Annotated in this window: 14 protein-coding genes and 1 tRNA gene; 3 read left to right on the plus strand and 12 right to left on the minus strand. The window is 58.4% G+C overall.

Going from position 1 to position 15,289, the window contains the following annotated elements:
- Nucleotide 1: 1 nt before the first annotated feature.
- The 10 genes from QP999_RS06220 to QP999_RS06265 all read right to left on the minus strand — a co-directional run bounded on the left by QP999_RS06220 (nucleotide 2) and on the right by QP999_RS06265 (nucleotide 8,659).
- Complete coding sequence (locus tag QP999_RS06220) at nucleotides 2-436, minus strand: hypothetical protein (protein WP_193634016.1); 435 nt, start codon at nucleotides 434-436, stop codon at nucleotides 2-4.
- 399 nt (nucleotides 437-835) lie between these two features.
- Nucleotides 836-1,639, minus strand: a complete 804-nt coding sequence (locus tag QP999_RS06225) for a serine hydrolase domain-containing protein (protein ID WP_284847883.1) — start codon at nucleotides 1,637-1,639, stop codon at nucleotides 836-838.
- A 10-nt stretch (nucleotides 1,640-1,649) separates the two neighbouring features.
- Nucleotides 1,650-2,240 (minus strand): excalibur calcium-binding domain-containing protein, encoded by a 591-nt coding sequence (locus QP999_RS06230; RefSeq protein ID WP_143334722.1) that lies wholly within the window; start codon nucleotides 2,238-2,240, stop codon nucleotides 1,650-1,652.
- 256 nt (nucleotides 2,241-2,496) lie between these two features.
- Nucleotides 2,497-4,077 (minus strand): mechanosensitive ion channel domain-containing protein, encoded by a 1,581-nt coding sequence (locus tag QP999_RS06235; protein ID WP_284847884.1) that lies wholly within the window; start codon nucleotides 4,075-4,077, stop codon nucleotides 2,497-2,499.
- A gap of 43 nt (nucleotides 4,078-4,120) precedes the next feature.
- Entirely contained in the window at nucleotides 4,121-5,719 is a 1,599-nt protein-coding gene (locus tag QP999_RS06240; RefSeq protein ID WP_284847885.1) for a peptide ABC transporter substrate-binding protein, read from the minus strand.
- Nucleotides 5,720-5,757: 38 nt separating this feature from the next.
- Nucleotides 5,758-6,831 (minus strand): trimeric intracellular cation channel family protein, encoded by a 1,074-nt coding sequence (locus tag QP999_RS06245; RefSeq protein ID WP_070532747.1) that lies wholly within the window; start codon nucleotides 6,829-6,831, stop codon nucleotides 5,758-5,760.
- 100 nt (nucleotides 6,832-6,931) lie between these two features.
- Nucleotides 6,932-7,288, minus strand: a complete 357-nt coding sequence (locus tag QP999_RS06250) for a hypothetical protein (RefSeq protein WP_083303775.1) — start codon at nucleotides 7,286-7,288, stop codon at nucleotides 6,932-6,934.
- A gap of 74 nt (nucleotides 7,289-7,362) precedes the next feature.
- Complete coding sequence (locus QP999_RS06255) at nucleotides 7,363-7,812, minus strand: Panacea domain-containing protein (RefSeq protein WP_070711510.1); 450 nt, start codon at nucleotides 7,810-7,812, stop codon at nucleotides 7,363-7,365.
- A 135-nt stretch (nucleotides 7,813-7,947) separates the two neighbouring features.
- A tRNA-Ile gene (locus QP999_RS06260) sits at nucleotides 7,948-8,021 on the minus strand.
- Between the two features lie 212 nt (nucleotides 8,022-8,233).
- The gene (locus tag QP999_RS06265; RefSeq protein ID WP_201827660.1) at nucleotides 8,234-8,659 is read right to left on the minus strand and encodes a hypothetical protein; all 426 of its coding nucleotides are present in this window, start codon (nucleotides 8,657-8,659) and stop codon (nucleotides 8,234-8,236) included.
- Nucleotides 8,660-8,811: 152 nt separating this feature from the next.
- Here QP999_RS06265 and QP999_RS06270 point away from each other — a divergent pair, with 152 nt between their 5' ends.
- Entirely contained in the window at nucleotides 8,812-10,146 is a 1,335-nt protein-coding gene (locus QP999_RS06270) for an AAA family ATPase (RefSeq protein WP_284847886.1), read from the plus strand.
- A 34-nt stretch (nucleotides 10,147-10,180) separates the two neighbouring features.
- Here QP999_RS06270 and QP999_RS06275 read toward each other — a convergent pair whose 3' ends face one another.
- Nucleotides 10,181-10,864, minus strand: a complete 684-nt coding sequence (locus QP999_RS06275) for a type II toxin-antitoxin system death-on-curing family toxin (protein ID WP_141752571.1) — start codon at nucleotides 10,862-10,864, stop codon at nucleotides 10,181-10,183.
- Between the two features lie 601 nt (nucleotides 10,865-11,465).
- Between QP999_RS06275 and QP999_RS06280 the strand changes: the two genes are divergently transcribed.
- Entirely contained in the window at nucleotides 11,466-13,730 is a 2,265-nt protein-coding gene (locus QP999_RS06280; RefSeq protein WP_284847887.1) for a DEAD/DEAH box helicase, read from the plus strand.
- Nucleotides 13,731-13,818: 88 nt separating this feature from the next.
- The gene (locus tag QP999_RS06285) at nucleotides 13,819-14,037 is read left to right on the plus strand and encodes a hypothetical protein (protein WP_143334715.1); all 219 of its coding nucleotides are present in this window, start codon (nucleotides 13,819-13,821) and stop codon (nucleotides 14,035-14,037) included.
- An 86-nt stretch (nucleotides 14,038-14,123) separates the two neighbouring features.
- On the opposite strand, the gene QP999_RS06290 is transcribed toward QP999_RS06285, so the two are convergent.
- On the minus strand, nucleotides 14,124-15,077 hold the full coding sequence (locus QP999_RS06290; RefSeq protein WP_284847888.1) for a DUF2971 domain-containing protein: 954 nt from the start codon (nucleotides 15,075-15,077) through the stop codon (nucleotides 14,124-14,126).
- Nucleotides 15,078-15,289: the final 212 nt, after the last annotated feature.

Genomic DNA, 15,289 nt, shown 5'->3' on the forward strand with positions numbered 1-15,289 from the left:
CTTAGACCGCACGCTTGACGACGCCCCTGAACCCGTACTCCCCCGCCAACATCTCCACGGCGCGGCCCAGCGCGTCCAGTTCGCTGGGCGTTCCCGTAATAACTTGCTGGCAGCCTATCCCGAGGCCGCCTGCGTTGTCAGGAACGCGGCCGCTAAGCGGATCCCATACTGGGTCGCGGTGCCAACGGGTACACCATTGGGCGGTCAGCGGGTCATCACCAGGCACTATGAACTCGCTTTCGCTGCTGATGCAGCGCGCCATGGCGCGCTCGATGGCAGGGCGCAGACTGCGCGGCATGCCCGAGATCTGCAGCACGGCGGTACAGACCTCACCGCAGGCGCGGTTGGGCCAGCTATCTGCCGGGCTGCCAAGTGGGGTGGCTGAAGCGGCCGGCGCGGTGGCACCGGCCCGCTGCGGGTGAACGCGTTGATTCACTCCTTAAACTCCTTTGACGTGCGAGTGATGGCACGCCGGCATGCGCCGACGCAAGACGAGCTTCGTCTTCCCCTACGAACTTGTCTTCATCACGTCACTCGCGCCGAGGCGCGAACACCGCTTGGTGCGACCGCAGTATGCGGCCACACGGTGCGTCGTTGTGCGCCCACAATTTTCCCCCGCCACTTGAGCCACAACAACCCTCAACCTGCGCTTAAGCCCCCACAGGCTCAACAAGAACTTGAGACTTCCACCCCGAAAATCGCCCCATCAATCACTTCAGTCACATAAGTCAACGCATGCAACACGCACTCGTTGTCGCCACAGCTACCCCACTACCCCCGTTGCGGCGCCCTACGGTACGCCGCGACGACGCTCAACACCGTCATGCCACCCTGGCTACCCCGCCTGGCACTCCTGCCAGATGGCCGTGTTGGTCTCGGCCCACAAAGGCTTGCACCACTCGCCAAAATCGCGATCCGTCAGCGAAACCATGGCCCAGTCACCAGCCACCCACAGGTAGGTACCGCTCATGCCGAAATGCCCCACGGCATCGGCGGGCAAGCCACCCATCCACTGCTGCTTCTCACCGTGGATTTCAAAGCCCAACCCCCACGGGCAGTCTTTGAAGCTGCCATAGCCGGGAACAATGCCGCGCAGACCGGGGAACTGAACGCTGCGCATTTCCTCCACCGTCGAAGGATCAAGCAGGCTGGGCGAGTAGACCTCAGCAGCAAAGGCGACGAGGTCCTCCACACTAGAAACCAAACCGTGCCCGGCCGAGCCTTCCAAGGTAGTGGCCCGCATCCCCAGCGGGGCGCACACGCCTTCAGCAAGGTATTCAGCAAAAGGAATCTCGGTGGCCTTCTCCACTTCCTCGGCGGCCCATTCATAGCCGGCCGAGGAGTAGATACGGCGCTCGCCGACAGGCTTTTGTTGCTCCCGAGTATCAAAGCCCACCCCCGAGGCATGGGCTAAAAGATGGCGCAACGTGGAGCCTTCAGGGCCTGCCGGCCGATCCAGCTCCACCGCCCCTTCTTCCACGGCCACCATCACCCCATAGGCGGCCACCAGCTTGGTCACGGAGGCCACCGGGAAGCGGCGGGGGGCATCCCCCAGCTGCTCTACTACCTCGCCGCGGTGCAACAAGGCGGCGGCAACGGTATCGACTGGCCAGGACTCAAGAGAAGAAAAAGCGCTCATGCGCTCCAGCTTAACGAGGATCGCGCTCGCAGCCTACGCCATCACCATCGCGGTCGAACTTGGAGCGGAAACCTGGCTCACCCGCATAGATCGGGCGGCCTAGTGCGTTCCACACGTCTGCGCAGCGAGTAAAGGACGCGGGGGCAGGCTTCTGGGCCGGAGCCGGCTTAGGTGCGGGAGCCGGCTTGGGCGCCGGGGCTGGGGCAGGAGCCGGCTGCGGTGCAGGAGCAGGTGCCGGAGCTGGTGCCGGCGGAGAGGGGATGATGCCTGGCAGCGGGTTCGGAATGATGCGCTGCTGCACCGCCCAGTACACGCCGCCGGCGGCAGCCGCGAGGACCGCTGCGGTAATGCCTACGCCGAGCGCAATCATTTCGCCTTCGGAGGACTGCTGGAATTCGGCGTCATCCTCGTCCTTGTTGGAGGAGCCAGAACCCTGGCTCGAGGAATCAGCTTCCTGGGAGGAGGAGTCAGACTCGGAGGAAACCGTTGCGGTTGGCTCGGAGTTAGGGGCCGTGGTCTCCGCTTGAGCAGGAACAACAACGGACAGTGCGACAGATACAGAAACAGAGGCGGCGAGAACCGCGCGAGAGAACTTCTTCATAAACTCAAGTTATATCCTGCAGCACTACCCCGCAGGAAATCGCACAAATCCGAGGGCTACATCACGCCGGAAAGCCACAGCGAGCTGGAAGCCAGCAGCGGGCTACACCGCATGAGTTAACGGATGAGCCCGCCGCGCCGATATCAAAAATGTAGCGCATTTCGTCGCTGCACTTCCCTATCACTCATATCTCTGGTGCGCCCTCTCCACGCGCCTCTCTCATTTCTTTGCGGCGCCTCTCGGTGATGCCGCGGAGCTACATCACGGTGGACGGCTCTGCGGCTCCCTCAGAAACGATCGCGGAAGGCTGCTCGTTCGCCGTGGGCGCGGGTGCTTCGGAGTTTTGCTCCACTGGGGCCTGGGTTTCGGCGTCCTGCGGATCCGCGGGGGCATACACAGCTTCGCTGTCCGGGGTGCTATCAGTTGGCGTGTGCGGATCAACTTCTGCCGTCGGCTCCTGTTCTGCGGAGCCCGTGGAGTCAGTTGCCGGCGCCTCCTGAGGTGTGGTCAGTGGCGCGGCGGAAGGCGCAGAAGGTTGCGCCGACTCAGAAGTGGATTCGGACTGCCCCATCCACCGCGAGGGCGATAGCCACCCGGCGTCCACCCCATCAGGGTTAGCGGAGGAAAGCAGCAACAGGCCAACTACACCGAGGCCGACGATGAGCCCCGTGGTTGAGGCCCGCACGCGCCCGCCGAGCGTCCAGAAATAGTTCCACTTGTTGTCCGGCTTATCGTCGCGCCAGATACCGCGCTGATAATCGTCCTCTTCATCCTCCTCGGAGTCGTCCGCATAAGCTGGCCGGCCCGGCCCGTCATCCTTGCTGTCTTGGGGCATAGCGCCGGCATCAGCGACGGCGTCGGCCGCAATGGCCTCCGTCTCCGCATCCGATGCCACGTCTTTGTGCGAAAGCTCCGCAGTATTTGCCGCCGGCATGATGGTGGTGGGGGCGTCGGCAGCGGGGACGTCGCCAAGCTCCTGCGAGGCATCACCCGGCACGCCCTCAGTGGTGGGAAGCTTGTACAGATCCCAGAAGGTGGAGAGCAGCGCCGAGCGGATCGCGCGTTCCACCGCCCACTGGCGGGCGGGGTTGACCTGCACAAGGACGCGGTACTGCACCTGCCATGGCTGGCCGGCCGCAGTGGGGGCCGTGAGCCCAGTGGCGGGCAGAACGTCGAGCTCACCGGCCACATCCGCGTGGATGTCTGGGGCTTCAAGGGCTCGCTTCGAAATCTTTTCCACCTGTTCGGTGATCTCCGGCAAGGACTCGCCCTCGTGGACCGGGATAGCGATATCCACCACCGCGCGCGACCATTCTTGCGAGAAGTTCGTGACCACGCCCGCGGAACCATTCGGCACCATGACCACTTCACCGGTAGGTGTGCGCACAGTCGTCGTGCGCAGCGTCAGCGAAACGACGGTGCCCTCCACGCCAGTTACACCGTCGAAGCTGACGTAATCACCCACGCCGAACTGCTTTTCCGAGAGGATGAAGAATCCCGCAAGGAAGTCACCGATGATGGCCTGCGCGCCGAAACCGACGGCGGCCGAAACGACTGTCGCGGGGATAGCCGCGCCCAGGGGTGGCACCCCGACGTTGGCCAGCGCGGCCAACACAAGAAGGAAATAGGCAACCGCCTGCGCCACGTAGACCAGTGCACCGGCAAGCGCCAAACGCGCCTTGGTGGACTCTTGATTCTCATCCAAACGGGACTCAATGACCCTCACTGCCAAGCGGCCGATGCGCGGGATGAGAATCGCCAACAACAGCATTCCCAGCAGCGGCAGGCCGTGATCCACGATGGCCTGCCACATGGCGAACAAGTAATACTTCAGCATTGCGCCAAGCCTAGTCCTTCAGCCTGACAGAACCCTTGGAGCCTTAAGCGCGGTGGATGAGATAGTAATTCGGAGTTGGCTTCCACGTGTAGCCCGCGGGGACGATGTCCTCGCCGAAAGCGCAGAAACTCTTGGTCGTCCACAGCGGAATCGCCGGCATCTTCTCCAGCAACAGGCCCTGGGCCTCCGTGTAATGCTTTTGGGCTTCCTCCCGGCTCTTCGCCTGACCTGCCTTCTTCAGCAGCTCATCGTATTCAGAGCTGTTAAAGCCTGATTCATTTTCCGAAGAGTAGGACGCATATAGCGGCACCAGGAAGGTAGATTCCTCAGGGAACTCCGCTTGCCAGATCGTGCGGAAGGCACCGGTGAGATGACGGGCAATCACCTCTTGTCTGAGGTCCTTCAAAGTGGCAAACTCATGGCCCTCCGCCGGCACGCCGAGGGTATCCGACAGTTGCTTCGCCACGGCGTCGATCCAGGTCTTATGGCCGCCGTCGGTGTTATAGGAAATGCTGAAAATCCCATCAAACGGTTCCAGCTTTTCAGCCTGCTCCCACAGTTCGCGGGCCTTCTCCGGCTGGTAGGTCAAGACGTCGGCCCCCTCCGGTGTCGGCGGAATGGAACCGTCCAGCGGCGCGACGAAGCCGGTGGCGGGAAGCACCATACCGTGGAAGATGTCCCGGGCCATTCCTTCGCGGTCGATTGCCATGGACAACGCGCGGCGGCGCAAGCGTCCGGCCTCACCGCGGAAGTTCGCATCGTTGGCGGGGATGGTGATTTCCATGATGGAACCGCCAGGCTTGGCCAGAGCGCGCGAGCCCAGTTCCTTTTCAAAGCTGCCTAGCTTCTCCGCCGGGATCCGCGTGAGCACGTCCAGCTTGCCATCTACGAGGTCCTGGTAGGCCTGCTCCTCCGAGGAATACACCACGAACTTGATGCCTTCATTCTGCGGCGTTCGCGGCCCCTTGTAGCGAGGGTTCGGCACGAGGGTCACAGCTTTCTCGCGCCCCCAGGAAGCCAGCACATAAGGCCCGCTGCCGATGGGATCTGTTCCGCGATCGCTCAGCCTATCCTGGTCTTCGGAGCGCATGGGGAAAAAGACCGAGTATCCCAGGCGCTCGAGGAATCCCGCCGTGGGGCGTGAGAGCTCAATGCGGAAAGTTTTCGGCCCCGTCACCTTAAGGCCGCGCATTGACTTCCTGCCTTCGTGGAAGCCACGGATTGGTTCAAAGTGATGCGCGGAGAGCAGCGACTGGCGCACCGCGGTATTCCACGTATCGACGAAGTCTTCTGCTTCCACGGTTGAACCGTCGGAAAACACGGCGTCATCTCGAATCACCACGTCATATGTCGTGTCATCGACCTGCGTGATGGATTCCGCCAAGTCATAGTGAGCGCCACCGGTTTCATCCAGGTACATCAACCCCGAGTACACAAGGTTGATGATGGTCTGCCCCGGCACATCGTTGGAATCAGCCGGGATGAGGGTGCGCTGTGGCTCCGAGATATCCGTGGTGATGAGGTTCATGTCTGAGGTGTCGACGTTGCCAGGCTCCGCCGTGCATCCCGCCACCGTGGGCACCACGACGCCCGACACCGCTAGCGCCGCCAGCATGCCTAGAAAAGAACGCCTCGAAGTCACGCGTTCATCACCTCACTCTCACTAATACTTTAAAGGATCTAATCATCTCTCTTTTCATAACGGCGCATGAGCCTCTCCACCAACTCATCGGTGAGCTGGTCATCGGCCAAAATGCGATCCAAAAGCTCGCGTGGTGTCGGCCCCTCGGTGCTCGGGGTCTCGTAGGAATCGCCGCTCAAGTCCACGCCGAAATCGGAGGTTTCCGCTTCCGCGGCGGGCGGCTTCATCATCTGCGACATCTCCGCGACTTCCTCATTGAAGGAGTCGAGGAACTCGGTGGCATCAATGGCTGCTTCCGAACGACGCTTGCCGGCGCGCACCTCGCGCTCGATACGGCGCTGCAGTGCCTTTTCCATCTGGTTGTGGCGCCAAGAACGGAGTTTGGAGGGCTCTAGGCGACGCCCCACGGCCCTGCCCTTGCTTTCCGCCTTCCGCGCCATCACCATGACGTAGGCCGCGGTGTCATTAACCGGCGCCCACTCCTGGCGGGCGGGCACGCGCCACCCGGCCCAGATACCCAGCATGGTCATCACGAAGGAGACAACCGGACCAAGAATGACTCCCCAGGCCAAGTAGCCGGCCGAATCCGCGCCGAGGACCACCAAAGCGCAGGCCACCGCGGGGATCACGGTGGGTGTGTTATCCCCAAAGACGGCGGGTTCGCGCCCCATGGCGATGTCACGGATCATGGAACCACCCGTGGCGGTGAACACGCCCATCATGATGCAAGGAATCAGCGGCAGCCCATAGGCAATGGCCTTGAGCGCGCCTGTCGACGCCCACAGCGCCGAGACCACCGCATCCCCATGGGACTGGACATAGTCCCACGTCTTGCCTTTGAAGTAGACGAAGCGGGCGATGATTGCGCCGGCAAACGCCAGGTAGAGATACTCCGGCTGACTCATCGCGGCGACGGTGCCGCGGTTGATCAGCACGTCACGGATCATGCCGCCGCCGAGGGAGGAGAACATCGCAATGAAGAAGAAGCCCACGATGTCATAGCCACGCTGGCGGGCCATGGTGCCGCCAATCATGCCCATGAGGAGGACACCAATGATGTCGGACCAGTAGTACAGCGACTCGATCAATGGGTCCATCTCGACAACGCTCATGGTGGTCATCGTATCGGGTGCTGTGCGATATCTCGCATTGAGGAGCTATTCCTTGAAATACGCCGCCTGGCTGGCGGGCCACGGACGCTTAGAAAAGGCGCTAATGCACGTAGAGCTCGTTGTAGGCTTTCTCAATCCAAATGACATAAAACACTTCCCCGTCTTTCCAGCCCGCAAAAGGGAGATTCCCTTTGTGGCGGTAAACCCGGAACCTCTCGACGTCCTGAAACTGCCGAGGAATCTTAGGAATGATCGCGCTTGCCGGAATAAACTCTGAGCCAAGTCCGTGCTTGGGATGCTGTGCCAGCTCTTTCCATGACAGCACTGACCGCTTGTGCCACTTTTCCAAAAACTCCGCGCGCATCGAGTCATCTAGCTCCCCGAAGCCCCACCCCTTCTGCAGGAACCGCGTTGACAGGAGCGGATAGTCAGCCCTAGAACTGCGAAGAGCATCCACGACGCTTGAGGCTGGGGCGCTCCTCACCCCTCTGGTTGGCCTACTCCCCCGTCGTTTACTTTTCTTGCTCACAGCTAGCAGAAATAGTTCTTCAGATCGGCATCCGTTATTTCCAACCCGCGTTTGCCTTCGACGAAGTTCTTCTTCCAAGGAGATTCGGTGTGGGTTTTATTCCGCAATGCCCATGCGGAATAAGGACCATATTTGTCCCACACTTCAATCAAATCCTGCTCAACGTCGCGGTAATCATCCCAGTTGAAATCATCCGAGATGAACTCATCGGGGTCGATGGGAAGCTTTCCGTAGTGCTTAACGTCATGGTAGACATCTACGACTACTGGGCCATGTGCCCATGCTTCCATTCGTTCAGGAAAAAGCGGCAGACCATCAGAATTGCGCATATGCAGCCCCTTGGCGTAGTAAAGAAGCTTTTGAAGCTTGAGCTGCGTAATTTCTGCATCGTCAGTTTCATCAGCCCACGCCACGAACCATTCAGCTATTTGCCGCGCCGTATATTGTTCCATGTCTGCCCTCCTTCCAGTTCCTGCCAAGAGTACAACAGGCCCGAGACACGGCACCATCCCAACGTTCGAAACGACGTACAACGCACCCCAAAAAAGGACAGCATAAAAGGAATGAGCAATGGAAGCTTCGAATTGTGGGGCCACCGGGGCTCGAACCCGGGACCAACGGATTATGAGTCCGTAGCTCTAACCGACTGAGCTATAGCCCCGCGTATTCCCTGCATGCTTTTGCGCACACAGCGAATCCGCTCCCAGCAACATTAATCGGCGGGCCCAGAAAACGACAATTTAGGCCCCTGAAATCGCTGTCTGAACTTCGACAGCACTCTTCCGCCCTTTCACCGCCAGGGAGGAGCCAAGGCACGCTTCTGCTCACTTTTTAGTCGGGCTGGGTTCTAGGACGCTGGGTAAGCTGCCAGGCTTATTCCTCCTTTTTCATCCTTCTGGCTTGCCTGCGCGCGCGGCGTCGCGCGCGCTTTGCTGTGCGGATGTCCACGACCCAACGCGGAACAAAAGGCCACGGAAGCGGAATCCCAATCGCCCCCGTAAACCCAATAACCCCGATGACAAAAGCCGCCACGAGCGGAACAATCAGCACCGTTTCGACGGACTCGGGAAGGTTCGCACTTGCCAACAACCCTGTGACACCGGCCGCGCCCATAATGAGTGTGCCATAAGGATAAATGAAGAGGACGCCATCGCTTTCCGCGCCTGTTGCATCGGCTGAGTCGTACCACTCTTCTGATTGGGGATTCCTCCGCACGTACCGTATATAAAAGGTCCAGTAGGCCACCATGACCAGCACTAAACCGACGCATACGAGCAGCCCAGTGGTATCCCCGTCCATAGGATATGGCCTCCTGTGGTTGCTAGTTGCGGTATGTAAACAGACGCTACCAGCCGCCACTAAGATGAGTCCGAAATCCGGATGCGGGCACGCACCCGGTTCTAAAACAGCCGTCTATGATCCGGCATGCGTGAGCCTGTAGTGTCGCGACCATGAGGCTCCTTTCCTTTAGCGTGTCCAACTTCCGCAGCATCCGCGCCACGCAGACGCTTTCGCTGTACCACCATTGGCAGCACTCCACCGCGCCGAAGGAAGGTTGGGAGCAGGTCAGCGACCCCATCACCGTCCTTATCGGCCCCACTGCATCCGGAAAGAGCAGCGTCCTCAACGCCCTCGCCTTCGCACTGCTTGCCATCGAGTCCTCTGCCACCGCCTGGCTTGCCGACGCCCCACCCAACCAACTCCCCCACGCCCCTTACCGCCTGGATCCCCGCACGCAGCGCTTGCCCAGCACTTTTGAGCTGGAGTTCGAACTCGATGGTGTGCGCTATCTCTACGGCTTCCAGTGGAGTTTCACCGGCGTGCATGCCGAGTGGCTCAGCCGCATGCCATCAACCAGGTGGAGCCCCTGTTTCGTGCGCACCCGCGGTGAGGAGGTGCAGTGGACGCGCTCCTTTATGGATAAGGGGGATGTGGCCAAGCTCGGCCCCGTGACAGACACCGAGCTGATCCTCTCGGCCGGCCTGCGCGATGGGCACCCCGTCCTCGCCCCGCTGGCCCGCGCATTGGTGCACGACGTGGCCTACCTTCCGCACGGGCATACCGCGATGAGCACTGCCTCCCGCATCACCAGCCTCATCCGCACCGGCAAGCTGCGCCTGCATGAGGCTGCCGCCCTACTTCGCGCGGCCGATGCCGGTATCCACTCCGTACGCCTCAACCAGGACCGCATCCCGGAGCACGTCTTCCGCCAGATGCGCCCGGTCATCGACGCGCTCAGCCGCAGCAACGCCCGGCTCCGCCGCCCCGACGAGTTCAACGCCTACTCCGATGCGGAGATTGAATCCCTGCTGCACGCCATCATCGTGGAGCACAAGTCCGATGATTCCTTCTACGAGCTGAAGCTGACCGATGAATCCGGTGGCACGCAGAACTGGATGGCCACCGCTCCCCTGGTTCTCGATACTCTGCGCCGCGGCGGGATCCTGGTGGCCGATGAGCTGGATTCCGCCCTGCGCCCAGCGCTCCTTGACTTCATCATCCAGGCCTTCCGCGAGCCCAGTATCAACGTCAACGGCGCGCAGCTCATCTTTGCCTCCCACACCTTCAGCGTCCTCGAGCGCGCCGGCGAGCTGGGCCTGCACCCCGAGAGCTTCTGGTCCGTGGAGAAGACCTCCGCCGGCGAATCGGAACTGCACAACCTCAGCGACGCGCCCGTGTCCCTGGGCAATCCCGACGCCACCCACCACTTCCTGCGCGAGCGCTACGGCACCGCCTCACGCGAGACGCTCAATGCACTCAAGGAGCTGGTCACGGCTAGCGCATGAGCTAGATTGCGCTTGCTCTGGTATTTCAAACTGCCTAGATGTACCTAGACCAGTCATGCATGTCTAAGTGCGCTTGAATTGCTCGAGCTTTAAACTTTATTCTCTTTTTCTCTAGAGGGTTATCGGCATACTGGAGTAATTCTTCAGCTGCTTCGCGTGCTTGATCGGGAGTAAGCACCATTTCAATAGGGGTACTCTGGTTCACCGCGAGATACAGGTAAATAAAGCGAGTTCCGTCAGGAGTCTTTCCAACCCCTACAAAATAGTCTTCCCCTTCATCCGTTATTTTCGTTACGCTAAACCCTGACGGTAGATTACCGGCGTTCCCTAGGAAAGGTGCCACCAAAGACCGCAAAGCATCTGCGATTTCAGGCACGCCAACTTTTTCACTGACTATTCTTTCCACAAGATGCTCAGAGGCATCTGCATCAACTTTTCCAAGCAGGGGCCCTACTGCCAAGTTCAGCCTGAGAAACAACCAGCAAGCCGCCCAGCCAGTCCGCTTGTTACCATCGAAAAGACTTTGCGTGGTGCAGAAAGAATGCAGAAGTGCTGCAGCTTTATCCCAAGCGGTTGGAAACGCGTCTCTCCCGAGAACAGTAGTCACCGGTCGGTTTACATTTGCTTTAAACTGATTTGAATCACGGATTTGCAGAGGGGACCCACAAGCCAATTCTCCGACGATTAGGACTTCCTCTTCGTCGGGATAAATGGTCAAGCTAGACGGCGGTTAAGTTCCGCGGACCAATTGGCGATCTCCCGCCCTAAGTACTCAACGTAGCGGCGACGGTCTTCCTCATCCATATCTTGGACCTGAGTTACAGAAGTATTAATGTGGTCAGGTTTTGAAACGGTCGACTTTGTCAATTTAGTCCCTCCTTCGCCCTTTAGTAGTCAGCACCTGCTTATCTCAGAGATTAGCACTCGTTGGAGAATCTGCGTAGAGGAAGTCATCAACCCTCCTATCCCAGCATGACACTTACACCTGAAGTGTCTTTCACCTTTCAGTGAGACTCTTCTCAAGGACAACCGAGTTGTGTGCGAATGCCTAGAGGTGCATAGAGGCCGCTCCAATGCTCCACTTGCTGCGTATGCCCGGTACACCTGCCAGAATCACGGCTTGACTGTTAAAGCACGCACTCCATCACTGCTCCCAGAAGGCCCTCCACAAAGCTCTGGAGCCTACGCGGCTCCAGGCGACAACGTTCCGGTAGCCGGCTCGTCGTACGCTTATTCTAAGCAATACAACACCAAGCCGACAAGGCTCTTACCCGCACACCGTCCGATAAACTAGTTCCGACACACAAGGAACACGCACCATGACTGAACAGGAACGCCTCCAAGCACTTGAAACTCGCGTTAGCGAATTGGAGTCCCAGGTGGCCCAACTACTGCAGGCCCTCGGTCATGCTCCTTCGCGCCCTAGTACTGCAGTCACACCGCCGCCGGCGAACGTTCACTCTGAAAACCGCTCACCTGAAGAGAAAATTGCCCTCTTCATGGATTACTTCACTGGGAGGACAGATGTCTACGCAGTAGCCAAAAATACTGCGGGAAAGAAGGCTTGGTACCCGGCTAGCAATGGCTACTATGACCGAAGAAATCCCAACCTAAAGCCCCTGACACCGAAGGTGATCGAAGGACATCTGCGCCGTGATAATCACTTTCACGTTGGGCTTTATCCACTGTGCACAGATGATAGTTGCCGGCTGTTGGTCTGCGATTTTGATGATGACGACTTCAAGCAAGCCGCCCGCGCCTACGCGGAAGAATGCAAGAACCAGGGCCTCGACCCGCTCATAGAAGTATCGCGCTCTGGGAACGGAGCTCATGTCTGGGTATTCTTCGACGAACCTATTCCCGCCGGCCTCGCTCGGTCCGTGGGCATCGGGCTTCTTGCCAAGGCTAGCCCGGATTCCTACTTCTCCAGTTTCGACCGATTCTTTCCATCCCAAGACACGCTGCCGGCTAAAGGCCGTGGCTTCGGCAACCTGATTGCCCTCCCATTAGCAGGCCACCATCGATCCGAAGGCACAACAGTCTTCGTCGACAATGATTTTCAACCATTGCCAGACCAATTCGAAGCTTTGGCAAGAACGAAGAAGGCGACGCTTTCCGAGCTCAAGAGAATCTACGCTGCGCTTCAGCCCGATCCCGAGACATCCCTTCCTCAGGCACCCACCCGCGCAGAACTAAAGAGACTCAAGGCCTCGGGAAAGGTCCACGTCACCCACGATTCGCACGTCCACGTCGATTTATCGGGCGTCGACGCCACCACTCGTACGGCCCTGCGGCACCTAGGTGCTATTGCTAACCCGCAGTTCTATATCAAGCAGGCCCAGCGTTTCTCCACTTTCGGCACTCCACGGATCATCGTACGTTTTGATGAGAAGGACCAAGTCCTCACGCTCGACCGTGGCACGCTCGATGACGTCATCGACATCTTGAAGACTGCCGGATATACCGTCACACGCCGCGGACGTACGCCCAAACCTCAGCGCATCGATGCGTCATTCGCCGGTGAACTACGCCCCTACCAGCACTCCGCCGTCAAACAGATGCTCAAGCACAAGTCTGGAATGCTCATTGCTCCTCCTGGCACCGGGAAGACCGTCATGGCATGTGCAATCATCGCCCAGCGTCAAGTTCCCACTGCGGTGATTGTTCCATCCAGGGAGCTTGCTACCCAATGGCGCCAAGCCCTCAAGCAGTTTCTTCCAGACGTTCAGGTTGGGCAATACTCGGGCACCAAGAAGAAGCTCAGCGGAGAGATAGACATTGTCACAGCTCAGTCCATCAGCCGTAGCGATTCCAAGACTGACTTTCTCTCCAGCTATGGCCACATCATCGTTGACGAATGCCACCGAGTCGGCGCTGCGGGTTTAACCAACGTCCTCGCGCACCTCAACGTTCGCTTTATGCTCGGAATGACCGCGACGCCTTACCGCTCCGACGGCCTCGATAAGCTTCTTCCCCTCATTTGCGGCCCTATCCGCCATACCGTCGAGCTCGAACGCCCCGGACGCCGCGATTACGTAGTCCACAACACCGAGTTCACGTACAACTCCCCTTACCTGTTCTGGCCCGACCTCGACACCGCTCTGGCGGCGGATGAGGACCGAAACCGCCTCATCGCCGATGTCATCACACAAGCTGCGCAGGACGAGCACACGGTCCTCGTCCTGGTGAAACGACGCGAACACCTCGCTGCCCTCAACGCCCTGCTTACCGACGCCCCCTTCCCCGTCCTCCAACTTCATGGCGGGCAAAAAGCCACTGAGCGGCAAGCCGTCCGTGAACAAATTGCCGCAACACCGCATTTCGTCCTTTTAGCCATGTCCCAGGTGGCTGGCGAAGGCATTGATCTTCCTGCACTGGACACTCTTGTGCTGGCCGCCCCAGTAAGCTTCCGCGGCGTTGTCATTCAGCAGGTTGGCCGAATCACTCGCGATGCCGATGACAAAGAGAACATCTCCGCCACCGTCCACGACTTTCTCGATGCCAACGTCCCTGCCCTCGCCACGGCTTTCAGGAAGAGGAGCTCGACCATAGCCAAGCAGGGATTCACTCGCGACAACAGTTAGAGCCCCGTGCTCGACAGATTCCTACTAGATTAGGGGCCGTACACAACTGAAATCCTTGTTGGACAGCCGGATGAATCGGAGCAGCACAGTGGCTGAATTTGTAATCACTTACAAACGTCGCTCAGGCGAGTCTTTCCTCAAACAATTCTCGGACTCGACTCAAGCGCTTAAGGAACGCCTCCGCCTCGAAGCAGCGATCGACGATCCTGATATTGCGATCGCCCACATCTCGGCGCCCTCCTTGGAGTCCTTGAAAAAGTCTCATTCCCGGTATTTCATGGGCAGCGTTGAGATAGAAGTCAACTAGGTGGACGTAACCTAAAGCTGCACCTACATCTCCGTCGCTATGGCTTGACTATTACAACCTGCACGGCGGAGTGCTTGGTGCGATTGTCAGCGAGAAGGCAAGTAGGGGGAGACCGACATGGTCACCTTAGTCGAGTTAAATCCTCTCGCTTGTAGGAATTCCTTCGTCGCCCTAATTTCTTTTCTAGTCGCACCTGGCCCCAACCGCACATGCGCAAGGTGAGGTATGTTGGCTTCACCGCGCACGGGAGCTGATCCAAATCGGGTCTCTAAGTAAGGAACAATCGATTTTTGCGTCGCACGAAAGTGCGACAAATCACCACGGTAATCATGATAGATTGCACGGACTTCTCGTTCATCCTTGAAACTGGGGTGCTTCAAATACGAGCACACTAAACGAGCGGTACGCCAGAAATCGTCTGCGGTTTTTGAGGGATTTTCTTTAATTCCCGTCGCAGATTCAGGAAGCGACTCTTTTCGCATGGACCGAAGATAGAAACTGATTAGCTCATCAAGCTGATCGATCTGCAGATCAGGATCATAGAGGACTTTTCGCCACCCCGACGAAATGTAACAAGGATTCCAAAGTTTCATGTACTCCCAATTACCCAATTCAAACGGGACGAGTTTTCGATCTCGGTCGACGATCTGCAGGTCGTACTGCGCGCAAATACCTACTGCCACGCCGCCACCGCCTGCATAATGCGCCCATTGGTTTAAGAAATCACCCTCGACGCTCGCAGAAAGCAAATAAAATTGACTGGTTTGGGACTCGAAGAAACCAGATGAATCCTTGAAGGCCTCAAGGATATATTTGAGGTTTGCCTGTTCCTCAACACGCTTTTCTTCCGCAAGCCTTTCAGATAGGCGTCCAATTAAAAGTTCTACACCATATTTAAGCTCAGTAGGATCGTTAAGAAAGTCAGCATTCGTGGCCCATAATCCTTCGGATTCAACAATCCCCTTGAAGCCTTGCACATCCGTGTAGTGCCAAACAATCCCCTCAAGAACGGCTTCTGTGGTGGGGATTTTTAAAAGCAAATCCAGCCCCTTCTAAAAACTAAAACAAGTAACTTCGAAAATCTTTATCTCATTTTACATTGGATCGGTTTACAGGCTGACCGCGCTACTCTTTGGCTTACAAAATACGGAATCACGACAATGTTCCTCCACACCGGTATCAAAAACCCACATGACAGGCCAGAATGAATCGGCGCACTTTTAGATTCGAATGCAATCGCTGGAGCGAGAGC

This window comes from Corynebacterium sp. MSK004, from assembly GCF_030232515.1.
GTDB classification, from domain to species: domain Bacteria; phylum Actinomycetota; class Actinomycetes; order Mycobacteriales; family Mycobacteriaceae; genus Corynebacterium; species Corynebacterium hesseae.